This window comes from Agrobacterium sp. O3.4 (assembly GCF_041414895.1).
In the GTDB taxonomy this organism is placed as follows: domain Bacteria; phylum Pseudomonadota; class Alphaproteobacteria; order Rhizobiales; family Rhizobiaceae; genus Agrobacterium; species Agrobacterium cucumeris.
Window position 1 is genome coordinate 270,081 of sequence record NZ_JALPZP010000005.1, and the last position, 24,204, is coordinate 294,284.

Below are 24,204 nucleotides of genomic sequence, written 5' to 3' on the forward strand. Positions count from 1 at the left end.
TTACCGGGTTTGAGCGCCCGGATCAGATTTTCCCCATGCCCGCCGCCATCAGGTCGTCGCGCAGGATGCGGCCGGCGATGATGAAGACGACGAGTGCGGGAAGAAGCAGGATGAAGGAGACGATGGCGGCGAGCGGCAGCTGCATCGAATAGGGATCGAGATACATGTAAAGCTTGATCGGCAGGGTCTCGACAACAGGCGCGCCGACGATGAAGGACTTGTCGAATTCCTCGAAGCTGCCGATGAAAGACATCAGCCCGCCGGCGAGAAGGCCGGGCACCGCAAGCGGCAATATGATGTGCAGAACGATGCCGACAGTGCCCGCGCCAAGCGAGCGGGCGGCATGAATGAGATCGTCTGGAATGGTCTCCAGCGCCGCCGTCATCAGCCGGATCATCAGCGGCAGGGTGCCGACGATCTGCACGAGAATGACCCCGGTTACCGAATAGGCAAGGCCGAAGAGAAGAAACACCTGCCCGATGCCGACGGCGACGACCAGCCCCGGAATGATGATAGGCGCCAGAATAAAAATCTCCACCAGCCGTTTCAGCCGGAAGGGAAAACGCGCCATGGCCCAGGCCGTGGGTAACGCGATGGCTGCCGTCAGGAAGGTGACGACGACGGCGATGAGGATACTGTTGATCGCGGCGCGGATGAGGCTTGCATCGCCGAGAATGCCCGCCCAGCGCGCCGTGGTGTAATGCTCCGGCACGACAAGCGGCGGCGACCAGCCGTCGGCAATGCTCCAGAGGAACATGAGAGCCAGCGGCACGGCGATGGCGAGCGTCAACGCGCCATAAAGCCCGATGGAGACGAAAATCCTGTCCTCCGGCGTAAAGGCACGGCGACGGGGAGTGACGGTAGGTTCAATGGTGATAGCACTCATCAGGCGTCTCCGCGGGTTTGGCCGGGGCCGATGCGGGATGTCAGCGAATAATAGAGAATGAGGACGGAGACCGCGAAAAGGCTCAGCACCATGCCCATGGCATAGACCTGATTAAAGCGGCCCTGATTGAACTCCTGGATCATCAGCACCGAAAGCGGCCGGGCCGTGGGCGGGCCGACGATATCGGGAATGGCATAGGAGCCCATGGAGCCGATGAAGGTCAGAAGAATGGCGGCGGTGATGCCGGGCATGGCGAGCGGCACTTCCACGAAGAAAAATGTCTTCAGCCGCGACGCGCCAAGCGTGCGGGAGGCATAACGTATATCCTCGGGAATGGCCGCAAAGGCGCTGGTGATGATCAGCGTCATGAAGGGTATCTGTTTCCAGACGCTGGCGAGAATGACGCCGATGCCCCAGTCGTCGCGCACGAGCTTGGGCAGTTCGATCCCGAGCGGCGCGACCAGCCGGTCGAGGAACCCACCCCTTTCGAAAACGACGATCACCATCAGGCCGACGATGATACCCGGCACCGCCATCGGTAGCTTATAAAGGCCGCTGAACAGTTTTCGACCGAGAAAGCTCTTGCGGATCAGAAGCGCCAGCGGCACCGAGGCCGCAAGCGAGACGATGACAGGCATGACACCGTAATAGATGGAGGTCGTGAGCCCCCGGATCATCGACGCGCGGGTGAAAATCCGCTGGTAGAACATCAGCGTGAAGCTGCCATCCTCCTGCCTGAAACTGCCGATCAGCGCCGACAGCAGCGGCCCGCCAAAGAAGACCAGAAGATACCCAACACCCGGCAAAAGCAAGAATAGAAGCTGGGCGCGCCCGTTTCGAAGGAGCCCGGCCATCATGCCGCCTCCCCCGCCATCCTGTCATCGAGAAGATGGACCGAGCCGGGAAACTGCAGGGCGACCTTCTGCCCGGCATCGATCAGAGTTTCAGCACCGGACTGGCTGATCCGGATCTGACGGCCGCCGATCTCGACCGCATAGAGTGCATTAGCGCCCATGAAAGAAACGGCGGAAACCGTGCCCTCGCCGGCCTGATCGGCGCGGATGTGGATGTTTTCCGGACGAACGGAAATCTGGACATTGCCGGCGGCAACCCGGTCAAGCGTCACGGACTGTCCCCAGGGCAATTGCGCCTGCTGGCCCTCAGCGAATACGGGCAGCAGATTGGTTTGGCCTAGGAAGCCGGCGGTAAAGGCGTGTTTCGGCGCGCGGTAAAGCTCGAGCGGCGTGCCGATCTCGACCACCCGGCCGGCATTCATGACGACGATCCGGTCCGACATCGCCATGGCTTCGGCTTGATCATGTGTCACATAAAGGCTTGTCGCGCCGATGCGGCGGTGAAGCTCGGTCAGCTCATGGCGCAGCGTATCGCGAAGTTTGGCATCGAGATTGGAAAGCGGCTCGTCGAACAGAAGCAGGCTCGGCTGCATGACAATGGCGCGCGCCAGCGCCACACGCTGCTGCTGGCCGCCGGACAGTTGCCGGGGCATGCGATCCACCAGCCCGGTGAGATTGCAGATATCAAGCGCATGGGCGATACGCCGCACCCGCTCATCCTTCGCGACCTTCTTCATTTTCAGCCCGAAGCCGAGATTCTTGGCGACCGACATATGCGGGAAAAGCGCATATGACTGGAACACCATGGCGATATCGCGCGCTTCCGGCGGCGCCTGATCGATGCGTTTGCCACCCAGCCGGATCTCGCCGCCCGAAGGCTGGCTGATGCCGGTGAGGATGCGTAAAAGCGTCGACTTGCCGCAGCCGGAGGGCCCAAGAATGGTGACGAATTCGCCCCGCTCCACGGTGATCGACACGGGATGAAGCGCCCGGCTGGCGCCGTAATCCTTGCTGATATTGCTGATCTCGAGTTCACTCATGACGAGCCTCCCTCATATTTTTGACCAAGGCTATCCGGATCGCGCAGCCAGTTGCGGCACACGATCCGGCAATCCCAACGGCGTTACTGGTTGAGGACTTTTTCATCGAGCGCTTCGGCAAGCGCTGTCGACATGTCCCAGAAAGCCGGCAGCGACAGGCGCGGATAGACACTCTGCGGCAGCACATGCTCCTGCACCGCCTTCGGCATCAGATCATTGGTGACATCCGTGCGCGGCGAGCGGGAAGCCTTGTTTTCCAGCTTCCAGAGCTGGAATTCCTTGCTCATGGCCATATCGATCAGCAGTAGCGCCGAAGCGACGTTCTTGGCGTTGGCCGGCACGAACATGGCGTCCCCAGAGCCGACCTGCCCTTTTTCCAGAAGCGTGACGCGGAAACTGTCAGGCAATTGTTTGGTGCCGAGGAAGCTCATGACCTGATCTTCCCAGACCGTGCCCATGTAAAGCTGCTGGTTGTTGATGAGGTTGAGCGTATCGGCATTGCCATTGGTCAGTTCAGCCACGGCCAGAAGACGGCGGTAATAGTCCCAGACGGGCGTGAGGCACTCGGACTCCATGGCCCAGTCTTCGGCCTGCTGCAGCGTCTGGTTATAATCGGTCAGCTGCTTGCGGCAGTCGCCGGTGAGATAGTTGAGCGCCACCGAATAGATGAAACCGCCACCGGAACCGCCCTTGGCCGGCAGGGTGACGCCAAGCCGCTTGGGGTTCTTTTCGGCCCAGACCAGCAGGTCCTCGAAGCTCTTCGGCACATCCCCGGCTTTCACGAAGGCAGAATCGTAACCGATTGCGGTCTGGTTGAGATGCACCAGCGGGAAGCTGCCGCCATGCGGCTTGCCGAAAACGGTCTCGGCCATTTCCGGATTGTAATTCGCCATGTTCGGCAGGATTTTCGTCAGCGCAATATTGCCGACAACCCCCTTGGAGGAGAGAAGCGGATAGCTGCCGCCACCGGCGAAATAGGCATCAACCGGTGAATCCTGCCCTGCCGCCTGAACCGCGATGAGCTGCTGGTTCGCCTGATCGCCCTTCACGTCGCTATAGGCGACCTTGATGCCATATTTGGCTTCGAAACGGCTGATCAGCTCCTTCCACGTATCGGCGAAACTGCCGGCGAAATTATACATCGTCACCGAGCCCTCGGCTTTGGCGGCGGGAACGACGATCTCGTAAAAATTGTCGCGCGTGACCTTCGACAGATCGAAGTCGAGGTTTTTCATATTGCTGTCTGCCGAAAGGCACGGCGCTGCCGTCGTCGCCAGCGCAAGCGCGGCGATCGCAAGAAATTTCATGCGCATTGAATGGTTCCTCCTGAGGACCCGTTGTTGACCGGCCCCTTATTAATACACTCTAAGTGTAATATTTGTGACAGTCCAGTGAAAAATGCTGTCGCAAACCAATGCCCCATGTTGCCGCCGCTTCGCGCAGCCGTTATCCAAGGCCATGACAACAGATCAGACGCCGCAGCAGACCTTCGATCGCCAGCCGCTTGCCAGCGAGAATGAGCGTCTCATTCTGGATATCGTGCGCCGCCATGGCCCCATCGCCCGCGCATCGATCACGGGCCACACCAACCTGACCCAGCAATCCGTGCACCGGCTGATCGAAGGCCTGCTGGAGCGCGGACTGCTGCAGACCGGCGCGCCGCTCAAGGGCACGCGCGGCCAGCCGAGCCCCACCATCGAGCTGGTGCCGGAGGCAGCCTATTCACTCGGCATTTCCATCAACACCGACTCCGTCATCATCTGCATCGCCGATTTCCGCTGCGACGTGATTGTCGAAGAAAAGCTGAAGATGCTTCCGGAGGACCGGCAAGAGACGCTTGCGGCCTTGTCGCTGGCCCTCGAAAGGCTGCTGGCAGAACACGGCATCCCGCGCGAGCGCCTGCTGGGCCTCGGTTTTTCCATGTCGGGTTTCTTCGTGTCGGAAGACCGCGCCTTCAACGCGCCGGAGCCATTGCGCGACTGGTCGCTGATGGACTTGAAGCCTATCCTTGAGGAAAAATTCCACCTGCCGGTCTGGCTGGAAAACAATGCCACCACGGGGGCGATCGGCGAGAGCCTTCGCGGTGTCGGATCATGGTGCGAGACTTTTGCCTACTTGTCCTTCAACTACGGTTTCGGCGGCGGACTGATCCTCGGCGGCCAACCGTTTCACGGCTTTCACGGCAATGCCGGCGAATTCAGCGGCATATACAGCCCCGATGAATCGCCCAAGCGGCCGGCGCTGCAATATCTGATCGCCACCCTGCAGAAAAACGGCGTCGATATCCATTCGATTGAAACACTCTATCGACAGTTTGATCCGGCGTGGCCAGGAGTCGAGGAATGGCTGACCGAAACCATGCCGCAGGTGGACCGGCTGGTGGCAAGCCTGATCGCGGTACTTGATCCGCAGGCCATCGTCTTTGGCGGACAATTGCCACGCGCACTTGGCCAGATGATGATCGAACGCACGCACATGCCCTCCCAGCGCGAACACCGTTATGGTGTCGGCCCAAAGGAGGCGAAGCTGGTTCTCAGCGAAACGGTCGGCGATCCGTCCGCCATCGGCGCCGCACTATTGCCACTGAGGGTCCGGTACTTCCTGTAGGGTGATTATCCTGCGGTTCCCCGCAGATTTTTTGGGGCCGCCGTAACCGGAGGGTTGCGGCAGCCTCTATCATTGCATCATGGCCTATTCGACCACCACGGACAGTGCCGACCCGGTATAGACCGGTCGTACCTTCACATTGCCCGCATCGATCGTGGCGAATGTCCCGGTCAAACCATTGGCGGCGATCACATCGAGGCGCGTGCCGGCAGCCGGTGCGCCACCATCGAAAGCGAGCTTCAGCGTCGCGCCGTCCAGCACCACATTCCCTTTAACGCGCAGAGCAGCCTTTTGCGGATCCAGCGCCAATATGCCGCCAGACTGCGCATAATCACCGCCGATGGCGACATCCTTGCCTGCCGTTAGCGAAAGCGTGCCGCCGCTGACCAGCACGCCACCGGTTCCAAGCGCATCGACAGACGAGACTATCAGCGCACCATCCCTTAGAATTGTGCCGCCACCATAGCTGTTATTACCGCTGAGCATCAGCGCTCCGCTACCGGATTTGACGAGACGCCCTGCCCCGGCAATGTCGTTCGTCCAGCGGTCTGCCGCGTTGAAACCGCCGGCGGCGGCATCCATCGTGACTTCGACATCGCCATCAAACGCACCGTAACCACCGGCGGCGGCCACCAGATTGATGCGGCCCCAGCCATTGCTGTCATCAAGCAGCGGATAACCCGCCTCAATACCGGTAGAGAACAGAACGGCACGCCGCTCTGCGGCATCAAGATAAGGCAGGCGCGTTTCCAGCAGAACCTCGGCCCCTTTCGGCACCATCATCGGCGCGTCACCCACAGCTTTGTCGCGGCTGAAGGAAAAAGTCATGCGCCTGCGATAATCCGCCGCGTTCGCCGTCGCATCCGCAAACCGGTCAACATCCGGCTTTGCGCCATGGGCGAAATCGATAAGCGACTGCCCCTGCGGCAGACGTTTGGCGAAATAGGCCTGCAAGGTCTCATGCGCGGCCTTCTTCACCTCGGCATTTTTCGGGTCCTGCAACATGGCGGCGGCCATGGCGGTTGCGGTGATGCGGCCGCCGATCACGTCGAGCGGCGAATGCATGCCGGCGACGATGCGGCTTTCACCAAGTTCGGAGGCAGCCGTCAGCAATTCGGTAAAACGCTCCGGCACGGCATAGGCATAAGCGATGGCGGCCAGATAGGCAGCGTTGGTATGCCCGCTCGGAAAACCGCCATCCTTGGAGCGGCCGCGATTTTCCCGCGCATATTTCAGGGCCGGCACGATGACGCCAGCGTCGCTGTCATAGCTTTCGAATGAACGGTCACCGATCGTTTCTTTACCGGTTTCGATCACCTCGCCCCTGTCATTCATGCGCCAGGGCCGCGGTGTGGAATAGAAATATTTCGCCGGCGATGTCGTGCCTTCCGGGCCACGGATCACCTTCATGAAAGCGACGAAATCCTTCAACTTGCTATCGGCTGCACCCGCCTCGGTGCCCTTGTCGTCCTCCTTGCGGGTGATCACCTCGTTCGGATCGAAATCCGAAAGCGTATGATTGATCGTCGTCGTCGCGCCCGCACCTTCGCGATACCAGTCGGCAAGCGGGCCCATGCCGTCGATAACGCTGTAACCCTGTGAACGGCGATCATTCATATAGGCTTCGAAAGCCGCAGCGCGGGTGCGGTTTTCCCCGGTCACGGACAATACGTAACGCATGTTTTCCTGCCAGACGGCGGGATCTACGATCTTCACATGGCTGAAATCCGATGGGCCGTCGCCATTGGCGCCGCCATCCGCCCATTTTTCATCGCCGAGCGTCCAGATACGGTTGAAACCCGAGAGGATTTCGATGATCGGATTATCCCGGTCGTCATAGGCGCGGACATCCTCGCCCTTTTCATTCTTGCCGGTCTGGTTGCGATAATTGTCGGCAAGCGGCAGCGGATAGGTCGCGGCAGGCTCCGGCACCGTGATGGCATAACCCTGACCTGCCGGCCCGCTGCCCTCGAACCCCTGCGCGCTCGGGACAAGAACCAGCAATGCGACGGAGGCAAGCAGGGTTGCGCGTGCGGACGGAAAAGACGACATCTTCAGTTTGGCCATGACGAATCCTATGATTTGCAGCGAGTGACGCGTGACGAAAACAGGCGGCACGGTCTCCCGCGCGCCTCGTCATCAGGTTTAAACGGAGCGTATTTCAGTTTTTCGATGGTGCTGATCGAGACAGCATATGCGGCAATATGCGCCCGGAAAAAGCGGAGAGATATGCCCGAAGACCGGCTCCGGGCATAGGGTTCAATGGCTTCGTTACTCCGGCAAAGCCGGATGCTGGGCCAGTTACTTCTTGACCGCAACGGCCTCGTTGATCTTGGCGACATCGTCAGCCAGGACCTTATAGGTCTGGTCAAGCGTCAACTCGCCGACGATCAGCTGGCTCATACGCTGGACGATCTGCTGATACATGGCACTGCCGCCCTTGGCGCGCTCGAAATCGCGAGCCGCCTGCGGCACGTTCTTCTTGTTGTCGAGGAAGACCTTCATCGCCGCCTTGGCGTCTTCACTCTTCAGCTTGTATTGCGGATCGACGATCTCGGCACCGGTCAGAACGACATAGTTCTCGGCGATTTCCCGCTGCACCTTCTCGGAGCCGAGGAATTCGACGAAATGCGCCACATCTTCAGGATATTTGGTACGCTTGAAGCCGACAATCGCGGTTCCGCCCGGCATGGCGTAGCATCCGGCATCGCCGCAGGGCGCATTGATCGCCGTCCATTCGAAAGCGTCGCCGATCTTGTTCTGGAACGGGTTTACCATCCAGTTGCCGGCCAGATAGGTCACGACATTACCGTTGACGAATTCGTCACCCATGTTCTTGTACTGCGAACCGCCGGCGGCACCCCACATTTCCTTGGGGAAGCTGCCATTTTGCGTCCATGAATAGATATCGGCGATGTATTTTTTCGCCGCATCATCCGGGAAGCTGAACTTGCCGTCCTTCACATAGCTCGAACCGTAAGCGAAAGCGCCGCCGGAGAAGCGGTGGCCGGAACGGTCCATGGTGAAGGGGATCTGCACGCCGGTCGCCTTGGCAACACGGGCGGACGCCTCGACGATCTCGCTGAATTTCGCGGTCGGGCCGGGCAAGGGCTCACCCGCCTGCTCGAACAGCGTCTTGTTGACGAAGGGCAGGTTCAGCGTCTGCGACGCCATGTAACCGTTTATCGACTGTGGATCGTTGACGTTGGGCAGGCGAAGCTGGTTGAGGCTCGAACCATGCAGCTTCGCGAAGGCCTCCGCATCTTTCATGTAAGGCCGCATGTCGAGATAATAGGGGGCAAGCTGCCAGTCGGTGATCTTGGCAATGTCAGGGCCTTCGCCGACCGCCAGCTGTACCGGCAGCTGCTTGGAAACGGCGTCGTAACCCGAAGACACGAAGTTGATCTTCACGCCCGGATTGGCCGTTTCGAACTCCTTGCTGAGGTCGGCCATGCGCTGCACGTAACCCTGGTCGTCATCCGTAAAAAGGAAAGTGATCGTGCGGGTCTCGGCCTGCGCGGCTGCAAGACCGGCGACGGAGGCAATTACAAGGGCGCTGACGCCCGAAAACAATTTCATCATGCTCATCCTCCCAATGAAAATATTTTCACAAACCGAATAGAAGCTCCTCTGCTTAATTCGATTTATCCTGTTTTGCGGCTTGACAGAATAAACGTCAAGCTGTTTGTTTTACATAAATCGCACAAATCGACGCGAAAAAGCGGAAATCGAATTGTGAAAATAATTTCATAAAGATCGAAGGGAGGCGATCCATTATGACGGATGGACCTTTGGCGACGGATGCGTCGCAGCCCACATACACCGTCGCCGACGGCGAGACGGTGACCGCCTGGATCGTCTCGGATCCGGTGGAGACATCGTTTCCGGGCACACCCGCCCCGGCGGAAGACCGGGTCAATTACCGTTTCATCAATGGTTTCGTCGATGTCGGCGACCTTCCCTGCCGCAAAGCCTTCCAGCAGACCATGATCGGCCGCGACATCGCGCCCGAGAGTGGCTTTGCGGTGTCTCACCTCAACCTGCCGGGTTCCAACCGCCGCGTGGAATTCACCGGCTTCTGGCATGTTCCCACCCATGTGCAGCGCTGGCTGAAGGGCACGTTCCGCAGCGATGCTGCCAGAAAGGCGCATTTCCGGCTGCGCACCTGCGGCGGCGTCCGTATCTGGGTGAACGGCGCTGAGCAGGTGCGTTTCGAGCCCTTCATCCGCAATGTCGAAACCAACAGCGATGTGACGCTCGACCTTGCGGCCGGCGACAACGAGGTGCTGCTGCTCTGCGAGGATCTGGCGGAACGCGACATCATCTGGTTCTTCGAGCTTGAGGTTATCGATCCTACGCCGCTGACAGTCGTGTTGCCGGTACCGCTCGACCGCGAGGAAACGAGGCGCCTTGCCGCGCTGGTGCGCGATGTTCGCCCGGCACGCGACGTGTTTTGCGGCACCGCCCTCGAACTGGTTTTCGGAGCAGCACCTGCGCGCGACCTGCCCGTGCACATTGCGGTGAAAAGCCATGGGCATGAGCGCGCTGCGCTGGCGGAAGTCGACACCATGCTGAAGGCCGGGCAATCAACGCTGACAATCCCCGAGACGTCAGGCATTTCGGACGGATATCACGGCGTCAGGATCACCATGGGCTCGGGTGCGGGAACGGTCACCCGCGTCATCGACGCAGCCTTCATGCATGATATCGCGCCGGAAGCGCCCAATGCCGATATTAGGGAGCGAAAGAAAGCGGCCCTCTCCTTCAGCGCGCGTTTCGGCGCATGGCGCATCGGCCGGGCGCTGGCGATGGTCGCCACCGGCAGCGATGACTTCAAAACCATCGGCGGCATCGTCGATGCGACGCTGCGCTCCATCGACCGGCGCGAGGACTGCTCCGATTTCATCATGATCCCGCTGCTCTGGCTGGTGCGCGCCCATAGTGACCGCCTGCCGGCCGAAATGCGAGCGCGGATCGACGCTTCGATCCTTGGCTATCGCTACTGGGTGGACGAGCCGGGTAACGACGTCATGTGGTTCTGGAGCGAGAACCATGTTCTCTGCTTCCACACCAGCCAGCTGCTCGCCGGACACTATCTGCCCGACGCCGTCTTCACCGCCTCCGGCCGCACCGGCAGAGAGCAGGCGGCGCTGGCCACTGAGCGGTTGGAGCGCTGGTTCGACAGCGTCGAGGCGCACGGCCTCGCCGAATGGAATTCGGCCGCCTATTATCCCGTGGATTTCATCGGCCTTCTCGCCATCGAACATTGGGCCGGACCGGAGCTTGCAGCACGCGCGCGCTACCAGCTCGATCTCATCTTCGAAATGATCGCGCTGCATACGCTCGGCGGCGTCCCCTCCGGTTCGCAAGGCAGAGCCTATGACAAGGAGCTGCGCGCCGGGCCGCTGACGGAACTGGCACCCTTCGCTGAGGTCGCCTTCGGCCAAGGCTGGCTCAACAACGGCGTCGCCTCTCTGCCGATGTTCTGCTGCGGCGATTACCTGCCACCGGCACATCTTGCCGCCCTTTCCCAGCTTGAGGGCGGCCGCATGGTCGAGGCCCGTTACGCGCAGGGGCTGGAGCCCGGAAAGCTCGTGCTGTTCAAGAACGAGGCCGCCCAGCTTTCCACCGTGGTCGACCACAAGACCGGCCGCAAGGGCCATCAGCAACACGTCATGGATATCAAACTCGCCGGCCATCCGATGGCGCGGCTCTGGGTCAACCACCCGGGTGAAGACGATCCGTGGGGCACCCAGCGCCCCTCCTATTGGGCGGGAAGCGGCATCCTGCCGCGCGTGGCGCAGCATCGCGATCTGGCGATGCTGATCTTTGATACGCACGATCACCGCAATGACTGGACCCATGCCTATCTTGGCCGCGACGGACTGGACGAGGTGCTGACGGAAGGCAACTGGCTCATCACCCGCTCGGGCCGCGGCTTTGCCGCGCTTTATGCAACGAACGGGCTTCAACCCATCAGCGCAGGCGCCACCGCCAATCACGAGATCAGATCGCCCGGCCGCCGCGCTGGCTGGGTCGGCATCATCGGCTGCGGGGATGTCGCGGAGTTTGCCCGTTTTCGGGAAAAAATCCTCGCCACGCGGGTCACCTTCGATGCCGAAAGCCGTCTGCTCTCGGTCACGCCGCTAGGCGGACCCGATGTCACCCTCACCTGGGACGGCGCATTCACCATCGGCGGGCAGACAACGGCCTTCGACCATGATCAGCCCCAACCCGAAATCACCTTCGACAGTGCCGACCCCGCATCGGGCGGCGCGGCACGACCATTCTACTCCTAGAGCCTTTCCGCTTTTCTGCGAAACGCGAAAACGCTCTAGCTCTTTGTTTTAACGCATTGTCCGGACGTAAAAGCGATCCCCGCTTTTACTGGAAATGCTCCTAGCGGAATTGACAGATGAACCAGCCAAGCATGGAAAAAGACACTCTCAGGACGACGATCGACAATGTCGCCGCCGCGTTCAGCCGCCTCAAGGGCATTCAGGAAGGTCTGGCGAGCAGCAGTTCCGATGGCAAGATCCAGTTCGATGAATGGGACTGGGAAGTGGGTGTGGGCCTTTACGGCTTCCTGCGCCGGGCGCTCGCCGCCAACGATCGCAAAGCGCTTGATGATCTCGTGACATGGTATGGCTGGCAGATCGAGCGCGGCCTGCCGCCGCGCCAGATCAACAGTTCCGCGCCGATGCTGCCACTCGTCATCCTGACGGAACATGTCGACCGGCCGGATTTCCGGGCGCTGGTGGAAGACTGGGCCGACTGGCTGGTGCATCAATTGCCGAAAACCGAGGATGGCGGCTTCCAGCACGTCGTCAAGGAACGGCTGAATGAGGGCGAATTATGGGACGACACGCTGTTCATGGCATGTCTGTTCCTCGCCCGCGCCGGCGTCGTCTGCAAACGTCAGGACTGGATCGACGAGGCGGTCTACCAGTTCATGGTCCATACGCGTTATCTCTCGGACCCCGTCACCGGGCTCTGGTATCACGGCTGGACCTTCAACGGCCGCCACAATTTCGCTCATGCCTTCTGGGCGCGCGGCAATTCCTGGATCACGGTTGCCATTCCCGAACTTTTCGAACTGGTGCCGACGCTCTCCGAAAAGGACAGGCGTTTCCTCGCCAATGTGCTGGCAAGTCAGGTGCGGTCGCTGCGGCAATATCAGCGCGAGGACGGCATGTTCCACACGCTGCTCGATGACCCGACCTCGCCGGTCGAGACATCGGCCACATCAGGCATCGCCTATGGCATTCTGCGTGGCATCGAAGCCGGCATTCTCGGAGAAGAGAACCGGCCGCATGCGGAACGGGCGTTGAAGGCGGTGCTCGGCAACATCGATGACGAAGGCGTTGTTCACGGCGTCTCCGATGGTACCCCCATGGGCCATGATCTTGATTTCTACCGCCGCATTCCCAATCTGCCGACGCCCTACGGGCAGGCGCTGACGATGCTGCTGCTGATCGACGTGTTCCTGAAAAGGCCGCAGGTATCATGAGCGCGCACTCAGACATCACCATCACGGCCGATGGCCGTGATGCCACGGCCGACATCCAGCGGGCGATCGATACGGTCTCGGCAGCGGGCGGCGGTCGCGTGTCGCTTTCGGCCGGTCGCCATATCAGCGGCGGCCTGCAGCTCAAGAGCGGCGTGGAGCTGCACCTTGCCGAAGATGCGGTGCTCGCCCCCATTTCAGACTATGAGGCATATGCCCATACAACGGTTTCGGTGATCGCCGAGGCATCCAATCGCGGCATGATCATTGCCCGGGGCGCAAGCGACATCGCCGTCACCGGCCCCGGCCGCATCGAGGCCGGCGGCGAGCACTTCATCACCGGCGATGACGAGGCGATGGGAACCTATATCCCGGCGGAACGGCGTCCACGCGTGATGGTGCTGGAAGCCTGCCGCAACGTGCGCCTTGAAAACCTCTTCGTCAGCGGCTCGCCGATGTGGACGCTGCATATGGTCGATTGCGACGATCTCAATTTCCGCAATCTCCGCATAAAAAACGACCGCCGCCTGCCCAATACCGACGGCATCGTGCTGGATGCCTGCCGGCGCGCGCTGATCGAGGATTGCTTTATCTCGACTGCCGATGACGGCATCTGCCTGAAGACCAGCGCCGGGCCGGACGGCAAGGCGGTCGGCGTCTGCGATGACATCACGGTTCGCCGCTGCATCGTTTCCAGCGTCAGCTGCGCCCTGAAGCTTGGCACGGAATCCTTCGGCGATTTCACCAATGTGGTGTTCGAGGATTGCAAAATCGTCGAGTCCAATCGCGGCATCGGCCTTTTCTCCCGGGATGGCGGTGCCATGCGCAATATCCGCTTTTCACGGATCGAGGCCGAGTGCCACGAAACGCCGGGAGGCTTCTGGGGCTCCGGCGAGGCTGTGACCGTCACCGTCGTCGACCGCCGCCCCGAGCGTCAGGCCGGCAGCGTCGACAATCTGGTCGTGGAAGATCTGAGCGGCTCCATGGAAGGCGCAATCAATCTCGTCGCCACGTCGAAAGCCGGCATCCACAATGTCAGGCTGGAGCGCATCACGCTGGCGCAGCGGCCCGGCAAGCTGGGTACCGGCCTGCAATATGATCTGCGCCCCACCAATGCCGATATTGCTCCAAGCCCCGATGCCGCCGGCCGCGCCAATGCCTGGACGCGGGATGCCGAAGGCAGGATCGTCGGTCTGGAGGATTACCCCGGTGGAATGCCGGCGGTTTATCTTGCCGGCGTGGAAGGATTTGCGGCACGCGATGTCGCCATTAAAAGAACGACGCCCTTGCCCGAGGGCTGGAATAAACAAGAGATCGTCGCGATGACGAACTTGTCCAAAGGGAGCAGGTGATGGGAAGTCTGAAACTGGAAAATCTCAACAAGGCATTCGGTGCCGTTCATGTGCTGCACGATATCGATCTTCAGATCGAAAACGGCGAGTTCGTCGTTTTCGTCGGCCCCTCGGGCTGCGGAAAATCGACACTGCTGCGCATCATCGCCGGCCTTGAGGATGTCACGTCAGGCACCATTGGCATTGGCGGGCGCGATGTCAGCGCCCTGTCGCCGGCCGAGCGCAAGATCGCCATGGTGTTCCAGTCCTATGCGCTTTATCCGCATATGAGCGTGCGCAAGAACCTTGCCTTCGGCCTGGAAAACCTGCGTTTCAAGCGGGCGGAAATCGAAAGCCGCATCAACGAGGCGGCGCGCATGCTGGCCATCGAGCCCTATCTCGACCGCAAGCCGAAACAGCTTTCCGGTGGCCAGCGTCAGCGCGTCGCCATTGGCCGCGCCATCGTGCGCGAGCCTGACATCTTCCTGTTCGACGAGCCGCTGTCGAACCTCGATGCGGCGCTGCGCGTGCAGACGCGCGCCGAAATCACCCGCCTGCACCGCGATATCAAGACGACGATGATCTATGTCACCCATGATCAGGTGGAAGCCATGACCATGGCCGACAAGATCGTGGTGCTGCGCGCCGGACGCATCGAGCAGGTGGGCAGCCCGCTCCAGCTTTTCGACAATCCGCGCAACCTCTTCGTTGCCGGTTTCCTCGGTTCGCCGCGTATGAATATTCTCAAGGGCACAATTACCAGCGACAGCGACGGCAACATCGCCATCGACCCCGGATACGGCGTATCCCTGCCCTGCCTCGTCGAACCGGGAGAGGTATCTCCCGGACAGGCGGTTCTGGCGGGCATCCGCCCTTCGCATTTCACCATCACCGACAATGTCGGCCTGCCCTTCGAGGTGCAGTACCACGAAAGCCTCGGCACCGAGACCTATCTCTACGGCAATCTTCAGGGCCAGAAAGAGCAGATCATCGTGCATCAGGCGGGCCATTTCGCGCCGGCTTCAGGCTCGGTGCTGAAGATCATGCCGGCGCCTGAAAGGGTGCACGTTTTCGATCCCGTAACGGAACTGACATTGCCGCGTCTCAACAGCCAGGGGAGAGGGTAGCATGGCCAATCAGAAGCTTGCCAGACTGTCCGACCGCACGCTCGACGCCGTGATGGCGATCGCCGAAGTGCCGCTTAACTTCATAGAGCGGGTGATCGGCAAAAAGCGCATGCCTTATATTTTCCTGATGCCGAACCTCGTCCTGTTCGGCATCTTCACCTTCCTGCCGATTGCGATTGCCGTCGGTTATGCTTTCACCGGCGGCACCGAACTCCTGATCAGTGACCGCCCCTTCGTCGGGCTCGAAAATTTCGGCAAGCTGCTCGATTGCCAGAGCTATATGGACCCCGGAAGCTGCCGGGAATCCCTGTTCTGGACGGCGATCTGGAACACGCTGTGGTTCGTCGGTTTTAATGTCACCGCCACGCTGTTCGTCGCGCTGGTCACCGCCCTCATCCTCAACCGGGCGATTGCGGCGCGCGGTTTCTTCCGCGCCATGTTTTTTTATCCGGTCCTGCTGTCGCCGGTCGTCATCGGCCTTATCTGGAAATGGTTCCTAGACCGCAACGGCCTGCTGAACGCCTTCCTGCAGATGCTCGGTGTGCCGCCGGAAATCTTCCTGCTGGATGTCGGCTGGTCACGCTTCTTCGTGGTGGTGGTCTCGGTCTGGTTCCATATGGGCTTTTATACGCTCATCCTGCTGGCCGGCCTGCAGGCCATCCCGAAGGACCTCTATGAAGCCGCCGCCATCGACGCCGCCTCGCCCCGGCGCACGCTCTTGCGTATCACCTTGCCGCTGCTTGCCCCCAACCTGCTCGTCGTGCTGATCCTGTTGATGATCCGCTCGGTGCAAATCTTTGATGAAGCATGGGTTCTGACCAATGGCGGTGGGCCGGGCACGGCCAATACATTCGTGGTGCAATATATCTACCAGATGGCCTTCGGCAGCGATCTCAGGCTGTTCGGCCTTGCGTCTGCCGCATCGGTTCTGATGGGTCTTGTGCTTCTCGCACTCACCCTCGTCCAGCTGCGCCTCGGCAAAAAGATGGAGTCCTGACCATGTCCAACGCCGTCGCGTTCCTCACACGCACCCGCCGCCCCGGCCGGATCGGCCTTACCGATATCCTATCCTGGGTCTGGCTCATTGGCGGCACGCTCGCCGTCCTCATCCCGGTCGTCTGGGCCGCCATGTCATCGCTGAAGCCGGAAGCCGAAATCACCCGGTTTCCGCCAAGCCTTCTGCCGCGCGCCGCCGTACAGGTGGAGGTGCCAGGTTACGACAAACAGCTCAGCCTGTGGAAAGCCACCATCGATGGCGTGGAGCGGGAAATGGCCATGGTCCGCCGTGTTGGCCTCAAAGCCCAGATGGTGGACCCGGCCAATCCCGGCCCGCCGGTCAGCGTCGATACACGGGAAATAACGCCCGTCCAGAAGCTGACCATCGCGACCGAGAACTTCACAGATCCGCTGACCCGCTTCAGCTTCCTGACCTTCCTCAAGAACTCCGTCTTCGTCACTTTCGTGGCGACCATCCTGACGCTGATCGTCAATGCCATGGCGGCCTTTGCGCTGTCGAAATACCGCTTCCGCGGCGAGAAGGCGATCTTCGTGCTGATCATCTCCACCCTGATGATCCCGCTCACCGTCGTCATGGTGCCAGCCTATCTGGTCATCGTCGGCGTCGGCCTCGTCGACAATCTCTGGGGCGTCATCATCCCCACCGTGGCCACGCCAACCGGCGTGTTCCTGCTCCGGCAATATATGCTGACCATCCCGGACGAGCTGATCGAGGCGGCCCGCGTCGATGCCGCCAGCGAATTTCGTATCTTCTGGCGCATCATCCTGCCGCTGACGGCGCCGGCGCTCGCGGTTCTCGCCATCTTCTCGGTGCTCTGGCGCTGGAACGACTTCCTCTGGCCCTTGATCGTCCTCAGCAGCCGTGAGAACTTCACGCTGCAGGTGGGTCTGAACGCCTTCCAGGGCGAGTTCTCGGTGCAATGGCACTATATTCTCGCCATGACCTTCCTCAGCCTGGCACCTGTCACCGTCGTATTCCTGTTCCTGCAGCGCTACATCACGACAGGCATCGCCGGGACGGGGATGAAGTAAGGGGAACAATACGGCTTGCGGTGAAACCGCAGCCCCGTTGGCAACTCGGATGACGCAGGCCCATCCCCTCCGTCATACCGGCCTTGAGCCGGTATCCAGCCGACGCGCGTCTGCGCGGCGAAAGGAGTCTTTTCAGCCCAAGGACTTGGGCTAGCTGGATTCCGGCTCAAGGCCGGAATGACGGATGACCGCCCCAAAGCATATGGCCACCAGCAAGAGCCGCCACCGCCCTACTTCGGTGGCGGCGCGATGCTGCCCCTTAAAACCAGCCGACAGCCAAGTTCCAGCCGGTGCGCCGGCCTGGTCGGATCAGCCGCCACAAGCCGCTGCTCCAGCAGCGAAAGGGCGGCACCGCCCAGCCTGTCAGCCGGCAATTGTATGGTGCTGAGCGGCGGCGCGCTGAAGGCAGCCGGCATGATATCGTCAAAACCCAGCACCGAGACGTCATCGGGAACCCGGATACCGGCTTCCGTCAGCGCCTTCAGACAGCCGAGCGCCAGATTGTCAGCGGCGCAGAAAATGGCGGTAGCGTTTCTGAGCGGGTATTCTTCGGCCAGCAGACGGCGAATGGCGATCTCGCCCCATTCCGGCTCGTAGCTTTCCACCTCGATGACCATATCGGCCGGAACTGTCAGGCCCGCCGCCAGAAAGGCGTCGCTATAGCCGTCAAACCGCCGGCGGATCGTCGTGCGGCCCTTCCAGGTGACATGCAATATATTGCGGTGCCCGAGCGACAGCAGATGCTCGATACCGAGACGGGCGCCAAAACGGTTCTCGGCGGTCACCGTATCGACGATCATGGCCGGGTCTTCGCCATTGATCAGCACCACCGGCCTGGAAAGCGCGGACAGCGCCTCGACCAGCTGCGACCTGTCATCATTCAAGACCACGATACCATCGACATTGTCGGCATCGGCAGCCTCCGCCACAGCGACCGGATCAAGCCGGCTCGTCGCGCTGACATAGGGAACGATACGAATGCCGCGCCGCTCGCATTCGCGCCGGAAGCCGTTCAGCATCGTCCAGCTGACCATGTTGAGGTCGCTCTGCGGCGCGGCATCATTGGTCATGGCGAGCAGCACGACGCGCAGGGTGGCGATGGTCGCCTTCTGCCGGCGGTTTTCAAGGTAACCAAGCGTGCGAGCCGCCTCCAGCACCCGCTCGCGAACCTGTGCGGTCAACGGTGCGGTGCCGTTGAGGGCATGCGAAGCGGTACTCAGCGAAACATTCGCCTCCCGCGCCACGTCCTTAAGCGTCGTTTTCCTGTCTATTTTCATAAAGGGGAAATTCAACCACTCTTCTTCGGACGGTGCGGGCAGAAAGCCTGCCTCACGCAGTCGATCTGAAGAATACCCGTGCCCGTTTGCTGCTCTCTAATCTGCGGAAGACTACAGCATCATCCGTAAATGCGGAATTGATTTCTTTGGGTTTTCGCCAGGCTCGGTTGATAGGCGGACGAATTGGAACTCATCTTTCTTTCATGGCTTCAGAGGCCACATCCGCCAATGGAGAGAACAAATACTCCAAAATGCGACGCTGCCCTGTTTTAATTTCAACACTCACACTCATACCGGGCGTAATCGGTACGGGTTCGCCGTTGATTTGCATGGCACCGTCTTGAAGTGCAACAGTGATCGGAAACACGAGATTTTGCACTCTTTGTGCATTTCCTGTCGGGACTATGGATTGAGCAGATTGCGTTATCGTTGACTCTAGACTTTGGGCATCCGGCTCAGCAATTGCATCCGTGGAGATACGTTTTACCTCCCCTTTCAACACCCCAAATCGGGTATAAGGATAGGCTTCGACCTTAATGACGACGGACTGTCGCGGCTCTACGAAACCTATGTCCTTATTCGGAAGATATGCTTCTATTTCTAGGTCAGCGTCGCGTGGAACGATGCGCATTATTTCCGTATTCGCCGCGACAACCTGACCAACGGCTGAAATGGATGAAAGTTGTACGACCCCGTCGATAGGTGATCGAATTTGAAGGCGCTGCCTTCGGCTCTGTACTTTTATGACTTCTTGTTTCAGTTCGTCCACCGCGCGCTGTGCCTCAAGCCACCGGTTTGAATTGTCGCTAGAGGCAGTTTCGACAATCTTTTCGGCCTCTGCGAGAACAACAGTCACTTCCGCTTTTGCACCCATTAATTGTACCAGCTTATCGGCTAGTGCTGACTGTGCCTCCTGATATTCCTGTGTCGCGTCAATGACTTCGACCTGCGAGCCCGCTTTGGACTGCAATAACTGCGACCGCATCATAACCCGCTGCTCCAGTGTTTGGACAAGCTTGCGCTGGGCTGCGATCGCATCTGTAAGCCCAACGATTTGATCCTCTTTCTGCCGTCGCTGCGCATCCAGACTATGAATATTGGCCCGTAACCCTCGAAGATCAGCCTCAAATACCGTTTGCTCACGAACACGGATCGGTTCTGGAATATTTCCAGGAAAGGCCACGAGTGGATATCTAGGCCTGTCCTGTTGCCACAGATTTGTTTTTAATGCCGCCAGAACCTCGCGCAAAACTGCACGCCGCAGAACTTCCGCCTGAAGGGTGTTAAGGCTACTCAATTTAGCCGCTTCATCAGCCCTTGTTTCGGTATCATCAAGTTCGGCAACGACATCTCCGGCCTTCACGACATCACCATTACTTACGGCGACAGAGCGGGTCTTCCCATGTTCAAGAGATTCAATGATCTTTACGCGACCGACCGGTTGAATTTTGCCCTGCGCGGTGGCGACAATGTCGAATTTACCAAACCATCCCCAAACCAGAAGTGACGTTGCGAGAATGCAGATAAACCATAAAATCGCAATTCGGACAGGCGATTCCGGCGTCTCCAGTATTTCGAGAGCCGCAGGAAGAAATTCCATATCGCTGCGATAAATCGCTTCATTTCTCTTTTTGTCTGACTTCTGCTGATGGGCGAGACGCGCTTTGTTGCTCACGCGAAAACACTTCCACTCTGCAGTTTCCAGAGATGTGCATAGGTCCCATCGGGACGGGCGAGCAACTCTTCGTGTGTCCCTTGCTCGGTTATTGCACCGTCTTTCATACCAATGATGCGATTGCAGTAGCGAACAGTCGCCAGTCTATGTGCGATGATGATCACGGTCCGACCGCGAACGATATCACGCATGTTCTGCAGAATAATGCGTTCGCTCTCATAGTCCAACGCACTCGTCGCCTCATCCAGAATAAGGAGGGGAGGATTGGTTGCCAGCGCGCGAGCCAGTGCAATTCTTTGCCGCTGACCACCCGAAAGATTTGCCCCGCGCTCCTCAATCATCGTATCGTAACCGCGGGGAAGTTTGGTAATAAATTCGTCTGCGCCTGACATTCGCGCCATTCGCACAACGATGTCGCGAGGCATTGCAGGATTGCTGAAAGCAATGTTGTCATGCACCGTCCGATTAAACAGCATGTTTTCCTGCAACACGACGCCGATATGACTTCTTAGCCAAATAGGGTCGGTTTGAGAAATATCCTGCCCATCCAGAAACACCTGACCGCTATCCGGCATATAGAACCGTTGAACAAGTTTTGTGAGGGTAGACTTGCCCGAGCCAGAGGCTCCAACAATTCCCACAACCTCACCGGGCCGGATAGAGACGTTGATATCGTTCAGAACATTCGGCGTGTCCGATCGATAACGAAAATTAACGCGTCGGAACTCCAACGCGCCCTTCGGAGGCGGCAGATTGACGGCAGTTTTTGGTCTCGGTTCCGTAGGAGCGTTCAAAATATCCGCCAGTCTAGAAACCGATATCTGAACTTGCTGAAAGTCCTGCCACAATTGCGAAAGACGCAGGATCGGTTGCGAAACCTGGCTGGCAATCATGTTGAAAGCAACGAGAGCGCCAACAGTCAGTTCGCCATTGATAACAGATTGCGCCCCAAACATCAGCAATGCGGCACTTGTGACCTTGCTGATATACTGGATTGCATTTTGCCCCTTGGCGGCGAGCATTGTTGCGGTGAACGACGAGCGTACATATGCAGCAAGCCTTTCTTCCCATTGAGCGGAAACGACCGGCTCCACGGCTGATGCCTTCAGCGTTTGAATGCCGACAACGGTCTCCACCAGCAATTGCTGGCTATAGGCGCCTCGGTCAAATTTTTCGTCAATCCGTTCTTTCAGGAAAGGCCGGATAAGAACACCTATCACTATATAAAAAGGTATCGAAGCAACGACTATCCAGGCCAGGGTCGTCGAATAACAAAAAAGTACAAATATGAACACTGCCGTGAAGATGAGATCGAGACCTGAGAAGAGGCCCTGCCCGGTCAAAAAGTCACGGATCGTTTCGAGTTCGCGAATCCTCGCAACAGTCTGACCGGCTGCCCGTGTTTCAAAATAACTCAAAGGAAGGTTCATCATATGACGGAACAGTCTTTGACCCAATTCAACGTCGATACGATTGGTGGTATGCGATAAGGTGTAGCTTCTGAGATATTGCAAAATGACATCAAAGAGGCCGAGCGCGACGAGACCTATAACCAGAACGATAAGAGTCGAATAGCTCCTGTGGGCAAGAACCTTATCGACCACGACCTGAAAGAACAAAGGCGTTATGAGTGCAAAAATCTGGACAAAAAGCGACGCGACCAATACATGACCGAAAGCTTTGCGATACCGAAACAAGGAAGGAAGGAACCAACGGAAACCGAAGGCTTCCCTGGATACACCTGGCCCCGTGAACCGTCGCTGAACCAGAATGAACCGGCCCTCACTCGTCTCCAACAAGGTTGAAATATCCACATGGCGGACCAAAAGGCTCACTGGATCAGCGACACTATATATGCCATCGCTTGCCGCCCCGAGATATAAACCGTAATTGCCCTCGGTAGAGCAGATGATCGCCGGAGTAGGCAAAGAAGAAATGCGCTTTGCGGATTTTGTCTGTATCAATCTTGCTTTCAGACCGACAATTTTAGCCGCTCTCAGGATATCCCGGGACTGCGCGCTCCCTCCAATAGCGAGTTCATGCGTCAGCTTTTTCGGATCTGCGGCTATGCGATAATGAGATGCGATAGCACACAGGGCAACGAGGCCTCTATCATAGCTGGTCTCGGAAACAGGCCCCTGATCGGGTATAAATGCGTCTCGGAGATCGTCGGTGCCTGGCTTTGCTGTATTTTGTCTCATCGGACTTGCTTGAATGGCAGCGCCAAAGAATGACGCGAAGCCGCAGGGAAAAACATGTCAGGACCGCGACTGACGCGCGCTTCCAAAGCGTGATAAGCCAGTCGCGATTTCCCAGCGCCTAAAGTCCTGGTTGAGAGGACCTGTAAGCGAGCGCAACGTCTCCGACGAGAATGGATGTCCCGTCTATCCTTTTCGCAGAACTTGTCCCGGTGATCATCGAACCATCCGGAAATGATTTGACGCCCTGTTCAGACGGAAGAAGATCAATGAAGGTAATACCCTCAGCCTCCATCGTACTAAGCTCGCCTTCATCCGTGGCACCATTCTGGTTGAAGTCCTGCCAGATACGGAACTCGCTCCATCGCGCATCCTGACTATCGAGAATGTTGTCCTGATTGGTGTCGAACGCGAAACGAAGGCCCTCAAGATCAGTCACCGGACGACCGCTGTCGTCAATGCCCTTTTCCCTGAGTTCAGCTACGCGCTGCTCTTCCGATTTCCAGAGCGAGAAAGCGACCTCTTCCGGCCGATTGATTTGACCGTCAGGTCCGGTTTCTTCGTTTTTGCCAAGATCAATAACGAGCAGGCCGTCATTCGGGCCGATCCATGCAACCTCGTCTCGAATGCCGTCTCCGTTAGCGTCGAACCGACGCGATTCTTCTACGTTGTCTTGTTCAACACCCGACGTAACAAGTTTTGGCCTATGCGTTTCTGCGGGAGAAAGCTGCCGAATATCCAACTCACCGTCATCGTTAAGATCAAGAATGATAGGCCAAATTCTTACACCATTGGAGTTATGTGCCATTGCTCCACCACGGGTGACATAAATGAGGCCATTACTCGGTGGCTTGAAGATCGTTGGACTAGACGGCAAGTTTGAGAATGTGCCCTGCTTTCTCATATTCTCGAAGGCAGCCTTTTCGCTCTCACGCTGCAATCTTTCCCTCTCCGCATCTCTCCTTGCCTGATCTGCTGCCGCTTGCTGCCGACGCCGCTCCGCTTCAAGCTGCTGTTGCAAATTCCACTGGCGCTGCCTCTCGTCTCTCTCCCGCCGGCTTTGTTCTTCTTGTCTTAAGCGCTCATTATGGCGTTGAAGCTGTAACTCCTGGTCCCGCCGCATCTGCTCCATAGCGATCCTGTCACGCTCAGCTTTCTCCGCCGCCGCCCGTCGATCTGCCTCAGCTTTTGCAGCAGCTTGCCGCTCGGCTTCAGCCCTCGCAACTGCCTGACGTTCAGCCTCAGCCTTGGCAGTCGCTTGCCGCTCAGCTTCGGCCTTTGCAGCAGCCTGCCGTTCAGCTTCAGCCTTGGCAGCCGCTTGCCGTTCAGCTTCGGCCTTTGCAGCAGCCTGTTTTTCTGCCTCGGTCTTCGCAGCAGCCTGCGCCTTGGCGGCGGCCTGCTTTTCTGCCTCGGCCTTTGCAGCAACCTGTGCCTTGGCGGCGGCCTGTTTTTCTGCTTCGGCTTTCGCTGCGGCCTGCGCCTTGGCGGCGGCCTGTTTTTCTGCCTCGGCCTTCGCAGCAGCCTGTGCCTTGGCGGCGGCCTGCTTTTCTGCCTCGGCCTTTGCAGCAACCTGTGCCTTGGCGGCGGCCTGTTTTTCTGCTTCGGCTTTCGCTGCGGCCTGCGCCTTGGCGGCGGCCTGTTTTTCTGCCTCGG

Annotated in this window: 16 protein-coding genes and 1 pseudogene; 7 read left to right on the forward strand and 10 right to left on the reverse strand. The window is 59.0% G+C overall.

The features are described from left to right. Nucleotides 1-22: 22 nt before the first annotated feature. The 4 genes from M0412_RS21450 to M0412_RS21465 form a co-directional block, all read right to left on the reverse strand. The gene (locus M0412_RS21450) at nucleotides 23-886 is read right to left on the reverse strand and encodes an ABC transporter permease (RefSeq protein WP_142841871.1); all 864 of its coding nucleotides are present in this window, start codon (nucleotides 884-886) and stop codon (nucleotides 23-25) included. Next, complete coding sequence (locus tag M0412_RS21455; RefSeq protein WP_142842079.1) at nucleotides 886-1,740, reverse strand: ABC transporter permease; 855 nt, start codon at nucleotides 1,738-1,740, stop codon at nucleotides 886-888. The genes M0412_RS21450 and M0412_RS21455 overlap by 1 nt, the downstream gene beginning before the upstream one ends. Beyond that, nucleotides 1,740-2,780, reverse strand: coding sequence for an ABC transporter ATP-binding protein (locus M0412_RS21460; RefSeq protein WP_142841870.1), 1,041 nt, complete (start codon nucleotides 2,778-2,780; stop codon nucleotides 1,740-1,742). Before M0412_RS21460 ends, M0412_RS21455 begins: the two co-directional genes overlap by 1 nt. Nucleotides 2,781-2,863: 83 nt before the next feature. Then, nucleotides 2,864-4,093, reverse strand: a complete 1,230-nt coding sequence (locus M0412_RS21465; protein ID WP_269699897.1) for an extracellular solute-binding protein — start codon at nucleotides 4,091-4,093, stop codon at nucleotides 2,864-2,866. Nucleotides 4,094-4,238: 145 nt separating this feature from the next. On the opposite strand from M0412_RS21465, the gene M0412_RS21470 reads away from it, so the two are divergent. After that, the gene (locus M0412_RS21470) at nucleotides 4,239-5,387 is read left to right on the forward strand and encodes an ROK family transcriptional regulator (protein WP_142841868.1); all 1,149 of its coding nucleotides are present in this window, start codon (nucleotides 4,239-4,241) and stop codon (nucleotides 5,385-5,387) included. A gap of 84 nt (nucleotides 5,388-5,471) precedes the next feature. Here the strand turns inward: M0412_RS21470 and M0412_RS21475 are convergent, their stop codons facing one another. Beyond that, nucleotides 5,472-7,454, reverse strand: coding sequence for a phosphatase PAP2 family protein (locus M0412_RS21475; RefSeq protein WP_269699896.1), 1,983 nt, complete (start codon nucleotides 7,452-7,454; stop codon nucleotides 5,472-5,474). A 234-nt stretch (nucleotides 7,455-7,688) separates the two neighbouring features. Next, complete coding sequence (locus tag M0412_RS21480; protein WP_142841866.1) at nucleotides 7,689-8,969, reverse strand: ABC transporter substrate-binding protein; 1,281 nt, start codon at nucleotides 8,967-8,969, stop codon at nucleotides 7,689-7,691. Between the two features lie 194 nt (nucleotides 8,970-9,163). On the opposite strand from M0412_RS21480, the gene M0412_RS21485 reads away from it, so the two are divergent. The 6 genes from M0412_RS21485 to M0412_RS21510 all read left to right on the forward strand — a co-directional run bounded on the left by M0412_RS21485 (nucleotide 9,164) and on the right by M0412_RS21510 (nucleotide 17,401). Then, on the forward strand, nucleotides 9,164-11,686 hold the full coding sequence (locus M0412_RS21485) for a hypothetical protein (RefSeq protein ID WP_269699895.1): 2,523 nt from the start codon (nucleotides 9,164-9,166) through the stop codon (nucleotides 11,684-11,686). A 116-nt stretch (nucleotides 11,687-11,802) separates the two neighbouring features. Next, nucleotides 11,803-12,897 carry a glycoside hydrolase family 88 protein gene (locus tag M0412_RS21490; protein ID WP_269699894.1) on the forward strand — a complete coding sequence of 365 codons (1,095 nt, stop codon included), beginning with the start codon at nucleotides 11,803-11,805 and terminating at the stop codon, nucleotides 12,895-12,897. After that, complete coding sequence (locus M0412_RS21495; protein ID WP_269699893.1) at nucleotides 12,894-14,246, forward strand: glycoside hydrolase family 28 protein; 1,353 nt, start codon at nucleotides 12,894-12,896, stop codon at nucleotides 14,244-14,246. Before M0412_RS21490 ends, M0412_RS21495 begins: the two co-directional genes overlap by 4 nt. Then, nucleotides 14,246-15,352, forward strand: coding sequence for an ABC transporter ATP-binding protein (locus M0412_RS21500; protein WP_269699892.1), 1,107 nt, complete (start codon nucleotides 14,246-14,248; stop codon nucleotides 15,350-15,352). Before M0412_RS21495 ends, M0412_RS21500 begins: the two co-directional genes overlap by 1 nt. 1 nt (nucleotide 15,353) lies before the next feature. Then, nucleotides 15,354-16,349 carry a carbohydrate ABC transporter permease gene (locus tag M0412_RS21505; protein WP_269699891.1) on the forward strand — a complete coding sequence of 332 codons (996 nt, stop codon included), beginning with the start codon at nucleotides 15,354-15,356 and terminating at the stop codon, nucleotides 16,347-16,349. Between the two features lie 2 nt (nucleotides 16,350-16,351). Continuing rightward, nucleotides 16,352-17,401: a carbohydrate ABC transporter permease gene (locus M0412_RS21510; RefSeq protein ID WP_269699890.1), complete on the forward strand. Its 1,050-nt coding sequence runs from the start codon at nucleotides 16,352-16,354 to the stop codon at nucleotides 17,399-17,401. Nucleotides 17,402-17,631: 230 nt separating this feature from the next. Here the strand turns inward: M0412_RS21510 and M0412_RS21515 are convergent, their stop codons facing one another. The 4 genes and pseudogenes from M0412_RS21515 to M0412_RS21530 form a co-directional block, all read right to left on the reverse strand. Then, nucleotides 17,632-18,678 carry a LacI family DNA-binding transcriptional regulator gene (locus tag M0412_RS21515; protein WP_269699889.1) on the reverse strand — a complete coding sequence of 349 codons (1,047 nt, stop codon included), beginning with the start codon at nucleotides 18,676-18,678 and terminating at the stop codon, nucleotides 17,632-17,634. A 190-nt stretch (nucleotides 18,679-18,868) separates the two neighbouring features. Then, a complete protein-coding gene (locus tag M0412_RS21520) occupies nucleotides 18,869-20,353 on the reverse strand; it encodes an HlyD family type I secretion periplasmic adaptor subunit (RefSeq protein WP_269699888.1) in 1,485 nt (494 codons plus the stop codon). Next, on the reverse strand, nucleotides 20,350-22,554 hold the full coding sequence (locus M0412_RS21525) for a type I secretion system permease/ATPase (protein WP_142841857.1): 2,205 nt from the start codon (nucleotides 22,552-22,554) through the stop codon (nucleotides 20,350-20,352). Before M0412_RS21525 ends, M0412_RS21520 begins: the two co-directional genes overlap by 4 nt. Before the next feature lie 118 nt (nucleotides 22,555-22,672). Further along, nucleotides 22,673-24,204 (reverse strand): annotated as a pseudogene (locus tag M0412_RS21530) (hypothetical protein); the annotation flags it as partial.

Bases quoted from the DNA above. Each gene is read 5' to 3' on its own strand.
- M0412_RS21450 (WP_142841871.1), bottom strand. From the start codon at position 886: ATGAGTGCTATCACCATTGAACCTACCGTCACTCCCCGTCGCCGTGCC.
- M0412_RS21455 (WP_142842079.1), bottom strand. From the start codon at position 1,740: ATGGCCGGGCTCCTTCGAAACGGGCGCGCCCAGCTTCTATTCTTGCTT.
- M0412_RS21460 (WP_142841870.1), bottom strand. From the start codon at position 2,780: ATGAGTGAACTCGAGATCAGCAATATCAGCAAGGATTACGGCGCCAGC.
- M0412_RS21465 (WP_269699897.1), bottom strand. From the start codon at position 4,093: ATGCGCATGAAATTTCTTGCGATCGCCGCGCTTGCGCTGGCGACGACG.
- M0412_RS21470 (WP_142841868.1), top strand. From the start codon at position 4,239: ATGACAACAGATCAGACGCCGCAGCAGACCTTCGATCGCCAGCCGCTT.
- M0412_RS21475 (WP_269699896.1), bottom strand. From the start codon at position 7,454: ATGGCCAAACTGAAGATGTCGTCTTTTCCGTCCGCACGCGCAACCCTG.
- M0412_RS21480 (WP_142841866.1), bottom strand. From the start codon at position 8,969: ATGATGAAATTGTTTTCGGGCGTCAGCGCCCTTGTAATTGCCTCCGTC.
- M0412_RS21485 (WP_269699895.1), top strand. From the start codon at position 9,164: ATGACGGATGGACCTTTGGCGACGGATGCGTCGCAGCCCACATACACC.
- M0412_RS21490 (WP_269699894.1), top strand. From the start codon at position 11,803: ATGAACCAGCCAAGCATGGAAAAAGACACTCTCAGGACGACGATCGAC.
- M0412_RS21495 (WP_269699893.1), top strand. From the start codon at position 12,894: ATGAGCGCGCACTCAGACATCACCATCACGGCCGATGGCCGTGATGCC.
- M0412_RS21500 (WP_269699892.1), top strand. From the start codon at position 14,246: ATGGGAAGTCTGAAACTGGAAAATCTCAACAAGGCATTCGGTGCCGTT.
- M0412_RS21505 (WP_269699891.1), top strand. From the start codon at position 15,354: ATGGCCAATCAGAAGCTTGCCAGACTGTCCGACCGCACGCTCGACGCC.
- M0412_RS21510 (WP_269699890.1), top strand. From the start codon at position 16,352: ATGTCCAACGCCGTCGCGTTCCTCACACGCACCCGCCGCCCCGGCCGG.
- M0412_RS21515 (WP_269699889.1), bottom strand. From the start codon at position 18,678: ATGAAAATAGACAGGAAAACGACGCTTAAGGACGTGGCGCGGGAGGCG.
- M0412_RS21525 (WP_142841857.1), bottom strand. From the start codon at position 22,554: ATGAGACAAAATACAGCAAAGCCAGGCACCGACGATCTCCGAGACGCA.